The organism is Rhodobacter ferrooxidans, from assembly GCF_000176015.1.
GTDB lineage: Bacteria > Pseudomonadota > Alphaproteobacteria > Rhodobacterales > Rhodobacteraceae > Pseudorhodobacter_B > Pseudorhodobacter_B ferrooxidans.
Genome location: NZ_ACYY01000036.1, coordinates 1 through 15,706, shown reverse-complemented (window position 1 = coordinate 15,706; position 15,706 = coordinate 1). Strand labels below are relative to the sequence as shown.

General features: G+C 64.2%; 13 protein-coding genes and 3 pseudogenes. 3 read left to right on the top strand and 13 right to left on the bottom strand.

Annotated features, from left to right (window positions below):
- The 3 genes and pseudogenes from RSW2DRAFT_RS18620 to RSW2DRAFT_RS17600 all read right to left on the bottom strand — a co-directional run.
- Positions 1-138 (bottom strand): annotated as a pseudogene (locus tag RSW2DRAFT_RS18620) (VRR-NUC domain-containing protein); the annotation flags it as partial.
- The gene (locus RSW2DRAFT_RS17605) at positions 135-380 is read right to left on the bottom strand and encodes a hypothetical protein (RefSeq protein ID WP_008033118.1); all 246 of its coding nucleotides are present in this window, start codon (positions 378-380) and stop codon (positions 135-137) included. The gene RSW2DRAFT_RS17605 and the pseudogene RSW2DRAFT_RS18620, both read right to left, overlap by 4 nt.
- The gene (locus tag RSW2DRAFT_RS17600; protein ID WP_008033115.1) at positions 377-625 is read right to left on the bottom strand and encodes a helix-turn-helix transcriptional regulator; all 249 of its coding nucleotides are present in this window, start codon (positions 623-625) and stop codon (positions 377-379) included. Before RSW2DRAFT_RS17600 ends, RSW2DRAFT_RS17605 begins: the two co-directional genes overlap by 4 nt.
- A gap of 611 nt (positions 626-1,236) precedes the next feature.
- On the opposite strand from RSW2DRAFT_RS17600, the gene RSW2DRAFT_RS16625 reads away from it, so the two are divergent.
- Positions 1,237-1,848 carry a hypothetical protein gene (locus RSW2DRAFT_RS16625; protein WP_232209707.1) on the top strand — a complete coding sequence of 204 codons (612 nt, stop codon included), beginning with the start codon at positions 1,237-1,239 and terminating at the stop codon, positions 1,846-1,848.
- On the opposite strand, the gene RSW2DRAFT_RS16620 is transcribed toward RSW2DRAFT_RS16625, so the two are convergent.
- Positions 1,849-3,120 carry a tyrosine-type recombinase/integrase gene (locus tag RSW2DRAFT_RS16620; RefSeq protein ID WP_008033111.1) on the bottom strand — a complete coding sequence of 424 codons (1,272 nt, stop codon included), beginning with the start codon at positions 3,118-3,120 and terminating at the stop codon, positions 1,849-1,851.
- Positions 3,121-3,464: 344 nt separating this feature from the next.
- Here RSW2DRAFT_RS16620 and RSW2DRAFT_RS16615 point away from each other — a divergent pair, with 344 nt between their 5' ends.
- Positions 3,465-3,905, top strand: a complete 441-nt coding sequence (locus tag RSW2DRAFT_RS16615; RefSeq protein WP_008033109.1) for a hypothetical protein — start codon at positions 3,465-3,467, stop codon at positions 3,903-3,905.
- Between the two features lie 231 nt (positions 3,906-4,136).
- On the opposite strand, the gene RSW2DRAFT_RS16610 is transcribed toward RSW2DRAFT_RS16615, so the two are convergent.
- From RSW2DRAFT_RS16610 to RSW2DRAFT_RS16570, 9 genes and pseudogenes are all read right to left on the bottom strand, one after another.
- Positions 4,137-5,228 (bottom strand): hypothetical protein, encoded by a 1,092-nt coding sequence (locus RSW2DRAFT_RS16610; RefSeq protein WP_008033107.1) that lies wholly within the window; start codon positions 5,226-5,228, stop codon positions 4,137-4,139.
- An 898-nt stretch (positions 5,229-6,126) separates the two neighbouring features.
- Complete coding sequence (locus RSW2DRAFT_RS16605; protein WP_008033104.1) at positions 6,127-6,810, bottom strand: response regulator; 684 nt, start codon at positions 6,808-6,810, stop codon at positions 6,127-6,129.
- On the bottom strand, positions 6,807-9,485 hold the full coding sequence (locus RSW2DRAFT_RS16600; protein WP_008033102.1) for a sensor histidine kinase: 2,679 nt from the start codon (positions 9,483-9,485) through the stop codon (positions 6,807-6,809). The genes RSW2DRAFT_RS16605 and RSW2DRAFT_RS16600 overlap by 4 nt, the downstream gene beginning before the upstream one ends.
- A complete protein-coding gene (gene kdpC / locus RSW2DRAFT_RS16595) occupies positions 9,482-10,075 on the bottom strand; it encodes a potassium-transporting ATPase subunit KdpC (RefSeq protein ID WP_008033099.1) in 594 nt (197 codons plus the stop codon). The genes RSW2DRAFT_RS16600 and kdpC overlap by 4 nt, the downstream gene beginning before the upstream one ends.
- 10 nt (positions 10,076-10,085) lie before the next feature.
- Positions 10,086-12,122, bottom strand: a complete 2,037-nt coding sequence (gene kdpB, locus RSW2DRAFT_RS16590) for a potassium-transporting ATPase subunit KdpB (RefSeq protein ID WP_008033098.1) — start codon at positions 12,120-12,122, stop codon at positions 10,086-10,088.
- Positions 12,123-12,130: 8 nt separating this feature from the next.
- The gene (gene kdpA / locus RSW2DRAFT_RS16585; RefSeq protein ID WP_008033096.1) at positions 12,131-13,798 is read right to left on the bottom strand and encodes a potassium-transporting ATPase subunit KdpA; all 1,668 of its coding nucleotides are present in this window, start codon (positions 13,796-13,798) and stop codon (positions 12,131-12,133) included.
- 9 nt (positions 13,799-13,807) lie between these two features.
- The gene (gene kdpF / locus RSW2DRAFT_RS16580) at positions 13,808-13,900 is read right to left on the bottom strand and encodes a K(+)-transporting ATPase subunit F (protein ID WP_008033094.1); all 93 of its coding nucleotides are present in this window, start codon (positions 13,898-13,900) and stop codon (positions 13,808-13,810) included.
- 229 nt (positions 13,901-14,129) lie between these two features.
- A complete protein-coding gene (locus tag RSW2DRAFT_RS18775; RefSeq protein WP_332250979.1) occupies positions 14,130-14,537 on the bottom strand; it encodes a hypothetical protein in 408 nt (135 codons plus the stop codon).
- Between the two features lie 42 nt (positions 14,538-14,579).
- Positions 14,580-14,753 (bottom strand): annotated as a pseudogene (locus tag RSW2DRAFT_RS16570) (DNA methylase); the annotation flags it as partial.
- A 547-nt stretch (positions 14,754-15,300) separates the two neighbouring features.
- On the opposite strand from RSW2DRAFT_RS16570, the pseudogene RSW2DRAFT_RS16565 reads away from it, so the two are divergent.
- A pseudogene (locus RSW2DRAFT_RS16565) lies at positions 15,301-15,579 on the top strand (transposase); the annotation flags it as partial.
- Between the last annotated feature and the right edge of the window lie 127 nt (positions 15,580-15,706).

The following is a 15,706-nucleotide window of genomic DNA, read 5'->3' as shown; positions in this document are numbered from 1 at the left end:
GACGTTTGCGCCGACGGGACCAGGTTCGGTCACCTCGTTGGCGCAATGGTGGATGATGGCGGTGCGGGGCAGGGCAACGCGCAGTGCCTGGACGACAGCACGCTGCAGATCGGCTTCGGGGGTATGGCGGCGGGTCATCGCGCCACCCCCTCGTGCTGATCCCTGCGTTGGGCTTGGCGGATCGGTTGTCGTGCATCGACTACCAGCAGCAGAACGCGGGCGTCCTTGCGTTCGGCGGCAGTGACGCCGTGGGCGACAAGGACATTGCAGGCGAGCCGGATCAGGTGGTCGCTATGATGGGCGACATCAGCGATGACGGCGCGGGCCTCGGCCAAGCGATCAGCGGGCCATGTGGATGGGCGACGGTCGGGCAAGTTCATGACCGCCCCCTCGATTTGCGCACCGGGTGCACCTGTTCTTGCGCGCGGATCCAGTCCTGGACCGATGCGCGCCGGTACAGCGTCTTTCGTCCTATGCGTGTGCAAGGTGGCCCCATGCGCCGCGCCTCCCAACGGGAAAGCGTGTCGGAGGTGAGGCCCAATTCCTGCGCCAGCTGCTCCCGGCTGATCCAGTCGGCCAGGAGGTTCAGCGGTTCACATTCCGCCTCCGGTTTTTGTTGTGTCATTGCCTGCTCCGTTTTGCCCAACACCCCCTGACGGAGGCAGGGCGAGGGAAGCAGATCGCGAGGGGCGGAATACAGGCGGAGGGTGGAATTGAAACATCCACCCCGATTCCACCCCTTGTTTCATTGACGTTTCCTGCCTCCGTTCCTGTCGACAGGGTCGGACGACCGCCCTGCGGCCTCTTGGAAATGGCCGAATGCGCCGTTGATCGCAGGGTGCTGCGAACCTCGTGTCATGGCGGGCGACTTTGACCGGCGTTCGGGGATGTTTCGCCGGTTTTGCGGGGGGTGGAATGGCCGGAATAGCCGTTTCCGGGCGGGTTCCGGCGGCGTTCGAAGATGTCCACAGAAACCCGCTTCGCGCAGGCAGAAGCTCACGGGATTGATGTTGCGGACACACCCTCTGGCTGCGTAATCTGACCCCGAGCAGTCAAATAAGAATCGAAAGAATAGGCGTCAGTTGCCTTCACCCAACGAGGTGGGGCTCTGGCTTACAGGCGGTTTCCCACAACGGCATGCTCTGCGTTGATTCCCACCCGCGTGCTTGGCACTGCGGGTTTGTAACCCGCTTCTGACGGCTTTTGGCCGCCGGATGCCTCATGTTTGATTGGAGTATGGTGATGCCTCTGCCGCCTGTCGCGTTCTATTCGATCTACGAGATTTCTGCGCGATGGGGGTGCCCTGCGGCCGATATCGCAGGATGGGCGGCGGCGGGGCATTTGCAGGTTTTGGCGGGGATTCCGCCGGTAAGCTGCGGGGCAGAGAGTATCGCAGGCATGGTCGAGGTTCCGATTGCGGAACTGATGCCGATGTTCCGCAGGTTCGGGCCGAGCGATGAGCAGGGCCGGTTGAAACGGGTCAAGCCCCTGGGAAGTGCGACGTGGTTGAACGTGACCGAACCGCCGGATGGTCTGCCCATCCGGTCGTCGGACCTGTTGCTGGCGGCCGGGCCGTTGCAACAGTTTGAAGAAGAGCGCGAGCTGTTACGGCGACCGACCAATAACATGGGCGCCAACGCGCGCTATGACTGGGAGTCCATGTACGCCTGGTTGACGTGGTATCTGTTTGAAAAAGGCGTGCCCACGACGCAATCGGCGCTGATTGCGCTGGTGCAGGACTGGTTCGTGCAAAACTCGCGGACAGGTGAGGTGCCGGATGAAAGCACGATCCGCAAGCGGCTGACCCCGCTCTGGCGCAAGCTGCGCGGCGAGGAACCTGTCGGATGATCAGGCCGATTTTGGCAGGGCCGTACCATCCTGATCGGTGTCGTGCACAAGGCGTGGACGCGGGCGCAGCAGGCTGGCCACCGTGTCAACGCCTGCCCGCAAGGGCGAATCCATCAGGTGGGCGTAACGCTGCGTGGTCTGCATCTGGCTGTGTCCCAGAAGCTTGCCGATCATTTCCAGCGATGCGCCACCGCTGACCAGCAGGGACGCAAAGGTGTGGCGCAGATCGTGGATATGCAGATCGGGCAAATCGGCGTCCTTTTGCACCTTGGCCCAGAACCGGCGGATTTCCCGTACCGGCTGGCCGACGGTTTCGCCTGGGAACAGCCACGGATTGCCCTTCGGGACGACCAGCTGGCGCTGGCGCACGATGGCCACGACCTCCTGCGAGATCGGGACGCGGTGGATCTTGCGCTGCTTGGTGGTCGAGGCGGGTTTGGACCAGACGACATAGTCGAGGTTGAACTGTTCGAATCGCGCCGTCCGCACCTCACCCACACGGGCACCGGTCAACATGCATATGCGGATGATGGATGCCGCGCGCTGATCTTCCGCGCTGTCGAGAACGGCTGCGATCCGGGCCAGCTCGTCAGGCCCAAGAAAGCGTTCGCGCGCCTCCTCAATGCGCCGGTGAAACCCCTGCGCCGGATTGTCGGCCCGCCATTCCCATTCCACGGCCAGCGTGAACATCTTGCGCAGCACCTCGCCGGTGCGGTTCGCCCGGATCGGGGTGGGCTTGTGCCCCTGCAGCTTGCGCGCCCGGTTGTTGGGCTTTTCCTTGCTGGGGCGAGGGCGGCCTTCCGCCACGAAATCAAGGAACTTTGCGACATCAGACTTGGTGATCTCGGTCACAAGCTTGTTGCCCCAGGCCGGTTCGACCATCTTCTTCAGCATCGAGGTTTGGTCTCCGGCGTTGTTCTTCGCCAGTTTCGGCAGATGCTCGGCGATGTAGCGGTCAATCATGTCCTTGACGCGCGGGGCGCCGCGAAACTCTTCCTTTGCCGCCAGTGGGTCGTGTCCTTCGTCGATGGCGCGGCGCAATTCCTTGGCGCGTTCGCGCGCGGCCGTCACGCTCCACTCCGGCCAGCGCCCGATGTTCATCCGCCGTTGCCGCCCCGCATGGCGGTAGTCGATTGTGAAGGTTCGCGCGCCCGAGGCCTGAACCCGCACGGCAAACCCGATCACCTCTGTGTCAAAGACCTGATAGCTGACGCCCGGCTTCGGCTCGGCATCGCGCAGGGCTTTCTCGTTCAGTTTCAATCGCTTGACCATGTGCCCGGCCTCCTTGCAACCCGACACAGGCGTAGACCCGCGCGGTTATCAAGTCAGATCACATGCCAGGAAGCGGAATACAGGCAGAGACCGGAATTGAAGTGGGGTTGGGAATTCCGGATAAGGAGATCAATGGGTTAGATGGGAATGCTCCGCGCCGCCGCAAGCTGTCGGGAAACGACTGCTGTCGGATGATCTGTGCTGGAGATCGTGATCCGGGCGCGGATCGCAGATATCGACGGCTAATTCGCTGTCAGGCTGGGCGGCGGCTTTGATGCCGATGTGCACATGCGTTACCACTAAGGGGAACCACAGCAAGTCTCCAAAGCCAAGAGTCCAATGCCATGCCGAACCCAAAGCCACCCAGAAACCTGACGCCCGTACTCTGCCAGCTCTTGTCGCAGGAGATGCTGAGGGCCTGCCAGAAAGTGGCAGCAGGCCATGGCTTGGTAGTCGATGCCAAGGAGATCGCAGCGATTGATCTGCGGTGGGGTTTCGATCTCGCGTTCCGAGTGTCCATCCCGCTTCCGGACGGGACCGCACTCGACCCGGAAAGGCTGCGTTTCGAAGCGCTGGCGGAAGCCTTCGGACTGTCTGCCGCCGACTACGGACGGCAGTTCAGCACCGGCCGCGATACATTTCGGATTGTCGGCATCGACCCCCGCAGGCCGAAGTATCCTGTTTCAGCCGAACGCATCCCGGACGGACAGGGGTTCAAGTTCACTGCGGACCAGGTGGCGCTCCTGCTGCAAAAGGGGATGCGTGACGTGACTCCGCGAGAATGACGACAAGGTTGAAAGCGGCCCGTTGCAGCCGTCCATCGCCGTCCCCGACGCTGCACTGCAACTGCACCAGACCGGACGGTCGTGCAGTCTGCAGCACTTTTGAGAGGTGAAAGGCGGCAGTGCGAGAGATCCGGGGTCAGCTCAATGGCACCTGGTCTGGACAATAAATGGCCAGGGAGCTCAGATGCAGCGTCGGCAGGGTTGGGATCGAGGTCGATTGGGCGAACCCTTCTATTCCGCCCCAAGGGCAAGCCCAATGCGCTCTCGATCAAGATCAACGGCAAGTCGGTTTTCCTCGAAAAAACGGATGCCCACGATGTGATGATCCAATCCCTCGGCAAACTCCACTTCAGGGCTGTAGCGGGTCTCGAACTCCCATTTCTTCAGTGAGATGACCTTGACGGGAACTCCCTTTTTCAGCGGCTTGCCGCCGGCCCCGGCAACGACGATCGTCGAGTTTCCGGTATCAAACAAAGTGGGTTTGCAACTCGTTGTCTCTCCGAAAGACAGGCAAGCTGTCAGTGTCGGAAAATTGAAACGGTTGTCGGCGCGCGCGGTCGCCGCGAATTTCCAGTCATCGCCCATGTCTGGCGCTAGCCCAATGGAAAGTGCGGGCACCTCCGGGCAGTTCCGATCCTCGATGGTGCAGGTGTCCCACGTGCCCCCCAACCCGCCGACCGTATAGCCGCGGTTCAACCCCGCCGGAGCGTCCACCTCGGCAAGTGGCGACCGGATACTGCCCGCATCGTCGATGGCACCGATGGGGGAAATGCCGATGATTCCCTTGGGCCACAGTCGGCCACCCACAATCTCTCCATCCGACCGCCGGACTTTCTTGGTGCGGATCAGGAATGCAATCGGTTTCTGCGTTACCGCCACAGCGTCAGAAGACCCCATCTGCACAACAGCATATGCAAGGTTTCCGTATTCATCATAGGTTCCGTAATGCGCCACCAATTCTTGGGTCGTCACCGTGATGCCGTCGATCTGGGTCACTTTGTCGATCTTTATCCCGTCGGATGAGCACATCTCGGCAGGTAGCACCACCGCACAATCCACCGTCATCCCAGCGGACCCAGTGTCCAGTAAAAGGGGTTGGTCTACAGTTCGCCCCCCCACCTTGGCCAGATTAAGATAAACTAGGCGGATGTTTTTCGGCTTACCGGGATACTCCTGTTTGATCACTGGCAACACGAGCGGGGACGCTTTCTCTGCGTGACCCAGACTTGCAGAAGTAAGAAGGGCCACAACCGCCACTGCCGCGACAGGTCTTGGATTGTGCAAATGCGAGAAAGCGGAAATAAGGCAGTCAATGATCTTCATGGCACATCCATTTTCTTGCATTGCGAAAGCAATCGCCCTTTTCGCACGGGATTGCGATTGTAGAACGCTCGTCTGATATCGCCTCACCGTCAAGTGCTTCGCGCTGTCGTTCAGGTCTCAAATTCAGCGCGCGGGTTGATCAGTTCTCGGACCTGAAGCACCTTTGCAGCACGGTGGGTTTGTGCGCAGTTCGCAGAAAAGTTCCAGCCCCATAAACATCATCGGCCCACTCACCGAGGCCACGGTGCCTCCCCGGTCAGTCATCATTGTCACAACTATCTGTGTTCTTGAATATCTGGGATGCGGACAACTCCCGGATGTGTCTAACCGCATATGCCGCCGTTCATCGAGGGCGGATCGGTTTGGCCACCTCCGCCGGCGCTGCGAAAGAAGGGCCGCTTGATCTGCATACCACAAGGAATTGCCGCGCCGCCGCAAGTCCGCTCCCCGCCCTGTGCGTCGATCTCAACGTGGCTGAGCGTTTGGTTGCCGCTATGCGAGTGATTATGATCGCGAGCGGTTCGTCGGCGCTCTTGTCAACGTCTGGTCAACCCGTGAATGCGGTTTGGCGAACCAACAGTGCGGTCGAATCACGACGAGAACGCACCGGTGCAGGCGAAAGAGGGCGTCGTATCAAAGGCTTACTCGACAAGGTACTGAAATCAAATAATGTATGAAAATCAAAGGCTTCGGCTCATAACCTGAAGGTCACAGGTTCAAATCCTGTCCCCGCAACCAAAAATATAAAAGATATCAATGGCTTAAATGTTGAGCGATTCGCTTGTGTATAGATACTCGCGTTTTACATCAACGCCACCTCAACGTTTGACGAGTCCCCCTGAAAAGCGGGGACTTTTTGACTCTGGCGGCTGCGGTAGATGCGCGATGATGATCGGCGTCATCCTAAAAACCGGTAGCCGATACCCGGCTCGGTTATGATGTAGCGAGGATTGGCTGCGTCGTCGCCCAGCTTTTGGCGCAGCTGCCGCACATAGACACGCAGATACTGGCTGTCCTCGGCATGGGCCGGACCCCAGAGCGATTTCAGGATCATGCCCTGCGTGACCAGCCGACCCGCGTGGCTGGCCAGCAGCCACAGCAGATCGAATTCGCGACGGGTCAGGTGCAGGGCGGCACCAGCCTTGGTCACCGTGTGGTTGCCAGGGTCGATGTGTAGATCGGCGATCTCGATCACGGTCGGGGGTGTGGACCCGGCCCTGCCGCGCAGCAGGCTGCGGATGCGAGCCAGCAGTTCCTTCATGCCGAAGGGCTTGACGACATAGTCTTGAGCGCCCGCGTCCAGTGCCGCCACCTTGCCCGCCTCGTCCGTACGCACCGACAGCACCAGCACTGGAACCTGGCTCCAGCCGCGGATTTCGCGCAGGACTGACAAGCCGTCGGCATCTGGCAGGCCAAGGTCGAGGATTACCAGCCCCGGCGCCTCGCGCGCCACGGCGAGGATGCCTTCGCGTGCGTTGGCCGCCTCGATGACGCTGTGCCCTTCGGCTTCCAGCGGCACGCGCAGGAACCGTCGGATCGGCGCCTCGTCGTCGATCACTAGAATGCGGGCAGGTTCGGTCATGCATCGGTCTTTCGGTCGAGGATCGGCAGGGTTATCACAATACGCGTTCCGGTGCCGTCCGGGAAAGCGGTTTCGGCGCGGATCGTCCCGCCCATCGCCTCGATCAGCCCCTTGCAGATCGCAAGGCCAAGGCCGGTGCCGGCGCGCTGACGGTCCCCACCGGCCACGCGGTAGAACATGTCGAACACCCGGGCCTGATCGGCGGGCGGGATGCCGGGGCCGCTGTCGGCAATGGACAGGTCAACCAAGGCCCCGTCGCGGCGCGCCACAACCGCGATGGTCGTATTGGCGGGAGCGTATTTCGCGGCGTTGTCCAGCACGTTCACCAGAACCTGTTCCAGCAGCACGGGATCGGCCAGCACCAGCGGAACCTGATCCGGCATGTCCGCCGCCACCCGATGCGCCCGCAACGGCGCGCGCAGACGATGCCGCGCTTGGCCCACCAGTTCGGCCAGATCGACCGGCGCCATCTGCGGCGTCAGCGCGCCATGCCCCAGCCGCGTCATGTCCAGCAGGTTCTGCACATAGCGGTCCAGCCGCTCGCCTTCCTCGCGGATGTTTTCGGCCAGGGCCTGCCGGGCGGCAGGGGCAAGGCCAGGGGTGTCGGCCAGACTGCCCGCAGCACCAATGATGGTGACCAGCGGCGTGCGCAGATCATGGCTGACCGAGTTCAGCAGCGCCGTGCGCAGCCGTTCGGTTTCCGAGGCAAGCTCGGTGGCGGCAAGGTCTTCGGTCAGCCGCAGCCGTTCCAGCGCCAGGGCGATCTGATCCACCAGCGCATCCAGCAGCCGCCGGTCGGTGCGGGCAAACAGCCGGTCGTCGGCATAAGCGATGCCCAGAACACCCAACCGCCGCTCGCCGGTTGCGAGGGGCAGAAAGAACCAGCGCGCCGTCGGCAGGGTGTCAGAGCCGCGACCGGCAGGTTCGCCCTTGTCCCAGGCGAATTGGGCGGCGGACTGGTCGCGCACCTCCAGCCGGTCTTCGGGCGGAAAGCCCCCCACCACCCGCAGGTCGCCCTGCACCGGCATCAGCAGCACCGCCTCGCAGCGCAGCGTGGTGGCGACATGGCTGACCGAGGCCCAGACCACATCGTCGGCGGTTGCCGCCGAGGCGATGCGGCGGCTGAAATCATAAAGCTTGTTGGTGCGGTCGGCGATGCTTGTCTGGGCGTCGATGCGGGCGCGCAGGCGGGCGGCCAGATTGCCGGTGATCAAGGATGCCACCAGAAACAGCCCCAGCGTCAGCAACTCGCCCTGCCGCGACACCCGAAAGGTAAAGCGCGGCTCGGTGAACAGGTAGTTGTAGGCCAGAAACCCCAGAACCGCCGTGGCCATGGCCGGGCCAAGGCCGCGGCGGCTGGCCACCACCACCACGGCGGTCATGTAGATCACCGACAGGCTGGCCACCGGAAACAGTTGTTCCGCCGCATAGGCGCAGCCAGAGGCCAGCGCCACCGCAAGCACCGCCTCGCCCCAGGCCAGCGGCTCGCCACCCAGTCGCGGCAGATGCCAGCCCGCCCGCGTGCCGCGCTCGTCCGGTTCGGCGGCCACGGTGATCTCGAACGGACCGGACTGGCGCAGCAGACCTGCGGCGACATCCTCGGTGGTCAGCCTTGCCCAGAACGGGCGCGGGCGCGGGCGGCCGATCACGATGCGTTTGGCGTTGCGGTCGGTGGCATAGGCCAGGATGGCCTGCGCCACATCGCGCTCGGCCTCCAGCGTTGCCAGTTCCGCCCCCAGCCGTTCGGCCAGCCGCAGGCTGCCTGCCAGCCGGTCCTTGTCGGCATCCGGCAGGCCTTCGGCGCGGGTCTGGGTGACGTTCAACGCGATCCAGTCGGCGCGGGCCCGGTCGGCGGAGCGTTTGGCGACCCGGATCGCCTCGCGCGCCGCCGGGCTTTCGTTGACGCAGACCAGAATGCGTTCCTGCGTCGGCCATGGCCCGGCAATCGCGTTCGCCGCCATGTGGTCGCGCAGTTGCGCATCGACCCGGTCGGCAGCGGCGCGCAGCGCCAGTTCGCGAAGCGCCGTCAGGTTGCCCTTGCCGAAGAACGAGGTCAGCGCTCGCGCCGCCTGATCCTGCGGATAGATCTTGCCCGCCTTCAGCCGGTCCACCAGCTCGTCGGGCGGCAGGTCGATCAGCTCGATCTCGTCGGCCAGTTCCAGCACCCGGTCGGGCACGGTTTCGCGCACCCGCACGCCGGTGATGCGGGCGACGGTTTCGTTCAGCGTCTCGATATGCTGGATGTTCAGCGTGGTGAACACGTCGATGCCCGCCGCCAGCACCTCTTCAACATCCTGCCAGCGTTTTTCGTGCCGCCCGCCGTCAGCATTGGTGTGAGCCAACTCGTCGATCAGCGCCAGCGCGGGCTTGCGGGCCAAGAGGCCGTCGAGGTCCATCTCGGTCAGCGCCCGGCCCTTGTAGATCACCGGCTTGCGCGGCAATTGCGGCAGGCCCGCCAGCTTGGCCTGCGTCTCGGCCCGGCCATGGGTCTCGATCAGGGCGGCCAGCACATCGACGCCCTCGGCGCGCTTGCGGTGCGCGTCTTCCAGCATCGCCCAGGTCTTGCCGACGCCCGGCGCCGCGCCGATGAAGATCTTCAGCCGCCCGCGCCCCTCGCGCGCGGCATGGGCCAGCAGCGCGTCGGGCGAGGGGCGAAGGTCGGCTTCGGCGGTCATTCGGTCGGGGTTCCTTTGCCGTCCGCGGGCGCGAAGGGGAAGCTTGCATCAAGGGCCAGGTTGGTCAGCAGCACATTCACCGAGGGTTCGCCATAAAGCCAGAGGCTTCGGCCCGCGACCGCGCTGTCGATCAGCGCCGCGATGGCGGCAGGGTCGGCACCACGGGCGGTGGCGATGCGGCCCGCCTGTGCTGCGGCGTTCTCCGGGCTGATGTGCGGGTCAAGGCCCGAGCCGGACGCGGTGACGGCATCAATCGGAGCGTCCGTGCCGTTTTCCGCCCGCCATGCCGCGCGGCGTTCAGCTACCGCGGCGATCAGCAAAGCCGAGGTCGGGCCGAGGTTCGACGCCCCGGTGCCCGCCTCATTCCAGCCGCTGGCCGAGGGGCGCGGGTGCAGGTAGCCCGGCGCGGCAAAGCCCTGCGCGACAAGCGCCGAGCCGATCACCCGGTCGCCTTGCGCAATCAGGCTGCCATTGGCGGCGTCGGGGAACAGCTTCTGCGCCACCGAGGTCATCGCCAGCGGATAGGCAAGTCCGGTCAGCAGCGTGAAGAACAGCGTCAAGGTGAGGGCGGGGCGCATCTGGGTCAGCATGGTGATTTCCTCAGGCCAGGTTCAGCGCGACAAGGCACAGGTCAATCGCCTTGATGCCGATGAATGGAACGATCAGCCCGCCCAGGCCGTAAATCAGCAGATTGCGGCGCAGCAGGGCGGCGGCACTGGCCGGGCGGTAGCGCACGCCGCGCAGAGCCAGCGGCACCAAGGCAATCAGGATCAGCGCGTTGAAGATCACCGCCGACAGGATCGCCGAGGTCGGCGAGGCCAGCCCCATGACGTTCAAGCTCGCCAGCCCCGGATAGGCCGCAACAAAGATCGCGGGCAGCACGGCGAAGTATTTCGCCACGTCATTGGCGATGCTGAAGGTGGTCAGCGCGCCGCGGCTGATCAAGAGTTGCTTGCCGACCAGCACCACCTCGATCAGCTTGGTGGGGTCGCTGTCCAGATCGATCAGGTTGGCGGCCTCCTTGGCCGCCGGGGTGCCCGCGTTCATCGCCACGCCGACATCGGCCTGCGCCAGTGCGGGCGCGTCGTTCGACCCATCGCCGCACATCGCCACCAGCCGCCCCCCCGCCTGTTCGCGGCGGATCAGGTCCAGCTTCATCTCGGGCGTGGCTTCGGCCAGAAAGTCGTCCACCCCGGCCTCGGCGGCGATGGCGGCGGCGGTCAAGGGGTTGTCGCCGGTGATCATCACCGTTCGGATGCCCATGGCGCGCAACTCGGCAAAGCGTTCGCGCACGCCGGGTTTCACGATGTCCTTCAGATGCACGACGCCCAGGATCACGTCGCCTTCCGCCACCAGCAGCGGCGTGCCGCCCGAGCGGGCGATGGCATCGACCTGCGCTGCCAGCGCGCCGGGCGGGGTCTGGCCGGTCAGCCGGATCACCGCATCAATGGCGCCCTTGCGCAGGCGGCGGCCATCCGCCAAATCCAGACCGGAAAGCCGGGTCTGCGCGGTAAAGGCCACCGGTTCGGCACCATGCGGCATGGCGGGGATCGCCCCCAGCATCTCGCGTGCCTTCTCGACGATGGATTTGCCCTCGGGCGTCTTGTCGGCCAGCGAGGCCAGTGCCGCCGCCTCGGCCAGCCTGCGCGCGTCCACCCCCGGCGCCGGGATCAGCGCATCGGCCATGCGGTTGCCGAAGGTGATGGTGCCGGTCTTGTCCAGCAAGAGCGTGTCCACATCGCCCGCGGCTTCCACGGCGCGGCCCGATTTGGCGATGACATTGGCCTTCACCAACCGGTCCATCCCGGCGATGCCGATGGCCGACAGCAGCCCGCCGATGGTGGTGGGGATCAGCGTCACGAACAGCGCGCCCAGCACGACCACCGGAATGGTGGTGCCGGAATAGCTGGCGAATGCGGGCAGCGTCACCACGACGAACAGGAAGATCAGCGTCAGCCCGACCAGCAGGATGTTCAGCGCGATCTCGTTCGGGGTCTTCTGGCGTTCCGCGCCTTCGACCAGCGCGATCATCCGGTCGAGGAAGCTTTTGCCCGGTTCGGCGGTGACTTTCATCACGATCCAGTCCGAGGCGATGGTGGTTCCGCCGGTCACCGACGAGCGGTCGCCCCCGGCCTCGCGGATCACCGGGGCGGATTCGCCGGTGATGGCGCTTTCGTTGACGCTCGCCATGCCGCGCAGCACCTCGCCATCGGTGGGCACGGTGTCGCCCGCGGTCAGGTAAACCAATTGCCCGGCGCGCAGGCTGGTCGAGAGCGCCATGCTTGCCGTGCCGGGGTCGGCATCTGGGCCGGTCAGCAGCCTGACCCGGGTTTCCGACTTGGTGGCGCGCAGCGTGTCGGCGCGGGCGCGGCCACGACCCTCGGCCAGAGCCTCGGCAAAGTCGGCAAAGATCACGCAAAGCCACAGCCAGAAGGCGATGTGCAAGGCGACCCCGGCGCCTGCCGTCGCGGTGAACAGATCGCGCAGGCCCAGCAGGGTGGTCATCGTCGCCACGATGGCGGTGACGAACATCACCGGGTTGCGCCACAACTGTCGCGGGTCAAGCTTGGTCACGCTGGCCCTGATCGCGGCGGGGTAGATACCCGACGCATTGGCCGATCGGTCATGTTTCGCCATGGGATGCCTCAGAAGCTCTGCCCGGCCGCCCGCGCGGTTTCTTCCGCGATCGGGCCAAGGGCGAGGACGGGAAAGAAGGTCAGCGCGCCGAGGATCAGCACGGTGAGGATCAGCAGCGTCACGAACAGCGGGCCATGCGTCGGGAAAGTGCCGCTGGTCACCGGCGCGCGGGTCTTGCGGATCATCGAGCCTGCGATGGCCAGCATCGGCACGATGATCGCATAGCGGCCCAGCAGCATGATCAGCCCCAGCGCCGTGGTGTGCCAGGTTCCGGCAGCCCCCCAGCCGCCGAAGGCCGAGCCGTTGTTGCCGGTGGCGCTGGAATAGGCATAAAGAATCTCGCTGAAGCCATGCGGCCCGGCGTCCTGCACCGCAGCCAAGGCTTGCGGCACCGTCGCGGCGATGGCCCCGCCCACCAGAATGCCCAGCGGCATCGACAGGAAGGCCAGCACCGCCAGCGTCACCTCGCGCGCCTCGACCTTGCGGCCAAGGTATTCCGGCGTGCGCCCGACCATCAGCCCGGCCAGAAACACCGCCAGCACGACATAAAGCAGCATGCCGTAAAGCCCCGCACCGACGCCGCCGAAAATCACCTCGCCAATCTGCATGAAAACCAGCATCACCAGCCCCGACAGTGGCATGAAACTGTCATGCATCGCGTTGACCGAGCCGTTGGAGGCGGCGGTGGTCGAGGCCGCCCAAAGCGATGACAGCAGCGCGCCAAAGCGTTGCTCCTTGCCCTCCATGTTGGCGCCAAGGCCCAGGGCCGGGTTGCCCGCGGCTTCGTAAAGATGGATCACCACAAGGCCCGCCACGAACATCACCGCCATGGCGGCAAAGATCGCCCGGCCCTCCCGCCGATCCCCGGCCATCCGGCCGAACAGGAAGCAGAAGGCCACCGGGATCAGCAGGATCGCCAGGCTTTGCGCCAGGTTCGAGGCAATGGTCGGATTCTCGAACGGATGCGCCGAGTTGACGCCAAAGAAGCCGCCACCATTGGTCCCCAACTGCTTGATGGCGATCTGCGCCGCCGCAGGACCACGGGCGATGACCTGCTCGGTGCCCTCCAGCCCGCTGGCGGTCACCGCCCCCAGCAGGGTCTGCGGCACGCCCTGCCAGGCCAGGAACAGTGCCAGCAGGATCGACAGCGGCAGCAGGATCCACAGCACCGACCGCACAAGATCCACCCAGAAATTGCCGATCGTCGTGCCCTTGGCGGCGGTAAAGCCGCGGATCACCGCCACGGCCACCGCCATGCCCGTGCCCGCGCTGACAAAGTTCTGCACCGTCAGCCCGGCCATCTGGCTGAGGTAGCTGAGTTGCGCCTCGCCCGAATAGGCCTGCCAGTTGGTGTTTGTCACGAAACTGACGGCGGTGTTGAAGGCGAGATCCGGGGCCATGCCGCCAATGCCGTCAGGGTTCAGCGGCAAGGCGCCCTGCCCCCGCAGGATCGCATATAGCACGATGAACCCGACTAGGTTGAAGGCCAGCACCGCCAGCGCATAGCCGGGCCAGGCCATGTCGCGCCCGGGGTTGACGCCCGCGCCGCGCAACAGCAACCGCTCGACCCCGGCAAGCGCCGGGATACCGGCATAGACCCGCGCCATCCAGGCGGCGAGCATCAGTGCCGCGCCAATCAGGGCGCCGAAGTAAAGGGCATAGGCCAGAAATGTCATCCTGCCCCCCTAGAACCGGTCGGGCCGCAGCAAGGCAGCCCCGAGGTAGATGAACAGGCCAACGGCAACAGTGGTGCCAAGGATCAAATCGAACAGCGGCATGTCACATTCGCTCCATGCTGCGGACGGCGAGTGCAAATAGGGCAAACCCGCCCAAACCCAAGCCGATGTAAATGAAGTCAAACATTGCGGATCCTCTATGCCAGATGACTTGAGTCTGGACCCGATGCCCGTAAGGATACCATTCGAGTCCTGGCCGAATGGCGTAAGGGCGGCGTAAAAATTTCGCGTCTGATGGCGTTTCCCGCAGATCTGTCCCTCGGTCCGGTCTTTAACGGCACGCCCGCGCCTGATCCCGCAACACAGCATAGTCCGCCAGCCATCCGCCGATCACGGCGCCCTCCGGCAGTGCCCCGATTTCATCCGCCGCCCGCGCCTGTTCTGACCGGCTGTACTCCACCACCGGCGGACAGACCCTGGCGCCGGGATCAGAACCGCCCATCGCGCATCCGCTGAGCCAGAGCATCAGCATCACGAGGACGGCGGCTGGCGGCCTCCAGCATCTGGCGTTGCGCGGCATGGGCGTTCTCCTTGGTTTGCAGACGTTCCGCCAGCCGCCCGGTTCTACGGCGCGGCGCAGGTTCAGCAGGAACAGGACGAGGGTAAGGGCCGCAGCGGCATAGATCGCCGCAGCCCGTGCCCAACGGCTGGTGGTGAGGGCAGACAGGATCCAGCCCATCAGCGCTGCCGGGATAATCGACGGTGGCGCTGATCACCTGACCTCATCCCATTCGCCAAGTTCGGTCAGCTTGTTGTCAGCGATGCGGTAAGCCCGGCGCTCGGCTTCGTCGAGGTGGCTGAGCCGGATTACCGGCACGTCCTTCAGCCCCAGCATCGCGGCAGCCAGCACCCGGCCATGCCCGGCGATCAGCTCACCATCGTCGGCTACCCAGGGGGATTTCCATTGGCGAAGGTCGTCCGTCGCGGCCATGCCCGCAGCTTTCAGGGGCCCTGAAGGTTGGGTCAATTCCGGCACAACCGGCTCCGGAGTTTGTCCCAGCATTCACCGCCGCTCGGTCTTCATCGAATGGCGGGATCATCAGGGTTCTTACGGCTTCGAGCAGGTGGACTACTAGCGCGCCTGTCCGATTGCCCTGATCCGCAACGTAATTCGGATACCAACTCCCAGAAACCGGAACGACGCCAGATCACGGAACGCACGGCGGTTCAGAAACTCTGCCATACGGGGTTTCTAGCCGAGCTTTCGACCCCGTTCAGCCACCAGATGTCTCTGGAGGCCGGGAAATTTCTGTCTGTCTGTCTGTCGCGTGTCCGTTCTCAGAAGGCCCCCGCAAAATGAACCTCACCACCGGTTCGATCCCGCGCCGCATCACCGAAACCGAGCTCTCAGTCTCAAAGCACAAGCTTGCCACCGTCATCCTCGACGGCATCGCCAAAAGACTCTCGTTATGAACGAGGGACGACAGGGGGGCAGGTCACCAGACAACGGCCCGGAATACATCAGTGGCAAGCTGCTGATATGGGCTGAGAAACGGGGGATAACCATTCAACACATCCAACCGGGTCAACCCCAGCAGAATGCCTACATCGAGCGCTACAACCGCACCGTCAGGCATGAATGGCTCGACCAATACATCATCGAAACCATAGAGGAGGCTCAGGACTTTGCCACGCAATGGCTATGGACTTACAACAACGACCGCCCGAACATGGGCATTGGCGGCATTACACCCGCCCAGAAACTGAAAATGGCCGCGTAAGTTCTACGAGTGCACCCCGTCAAAAATGGGGGGATTACCCGGGGGAAAACTTGTTCGTTGTCTTGCTCATGATGCTCCATACTAATCAAGAGTTGGAGCCTCCGGCAAACCCGGCGCGGCTCACGCG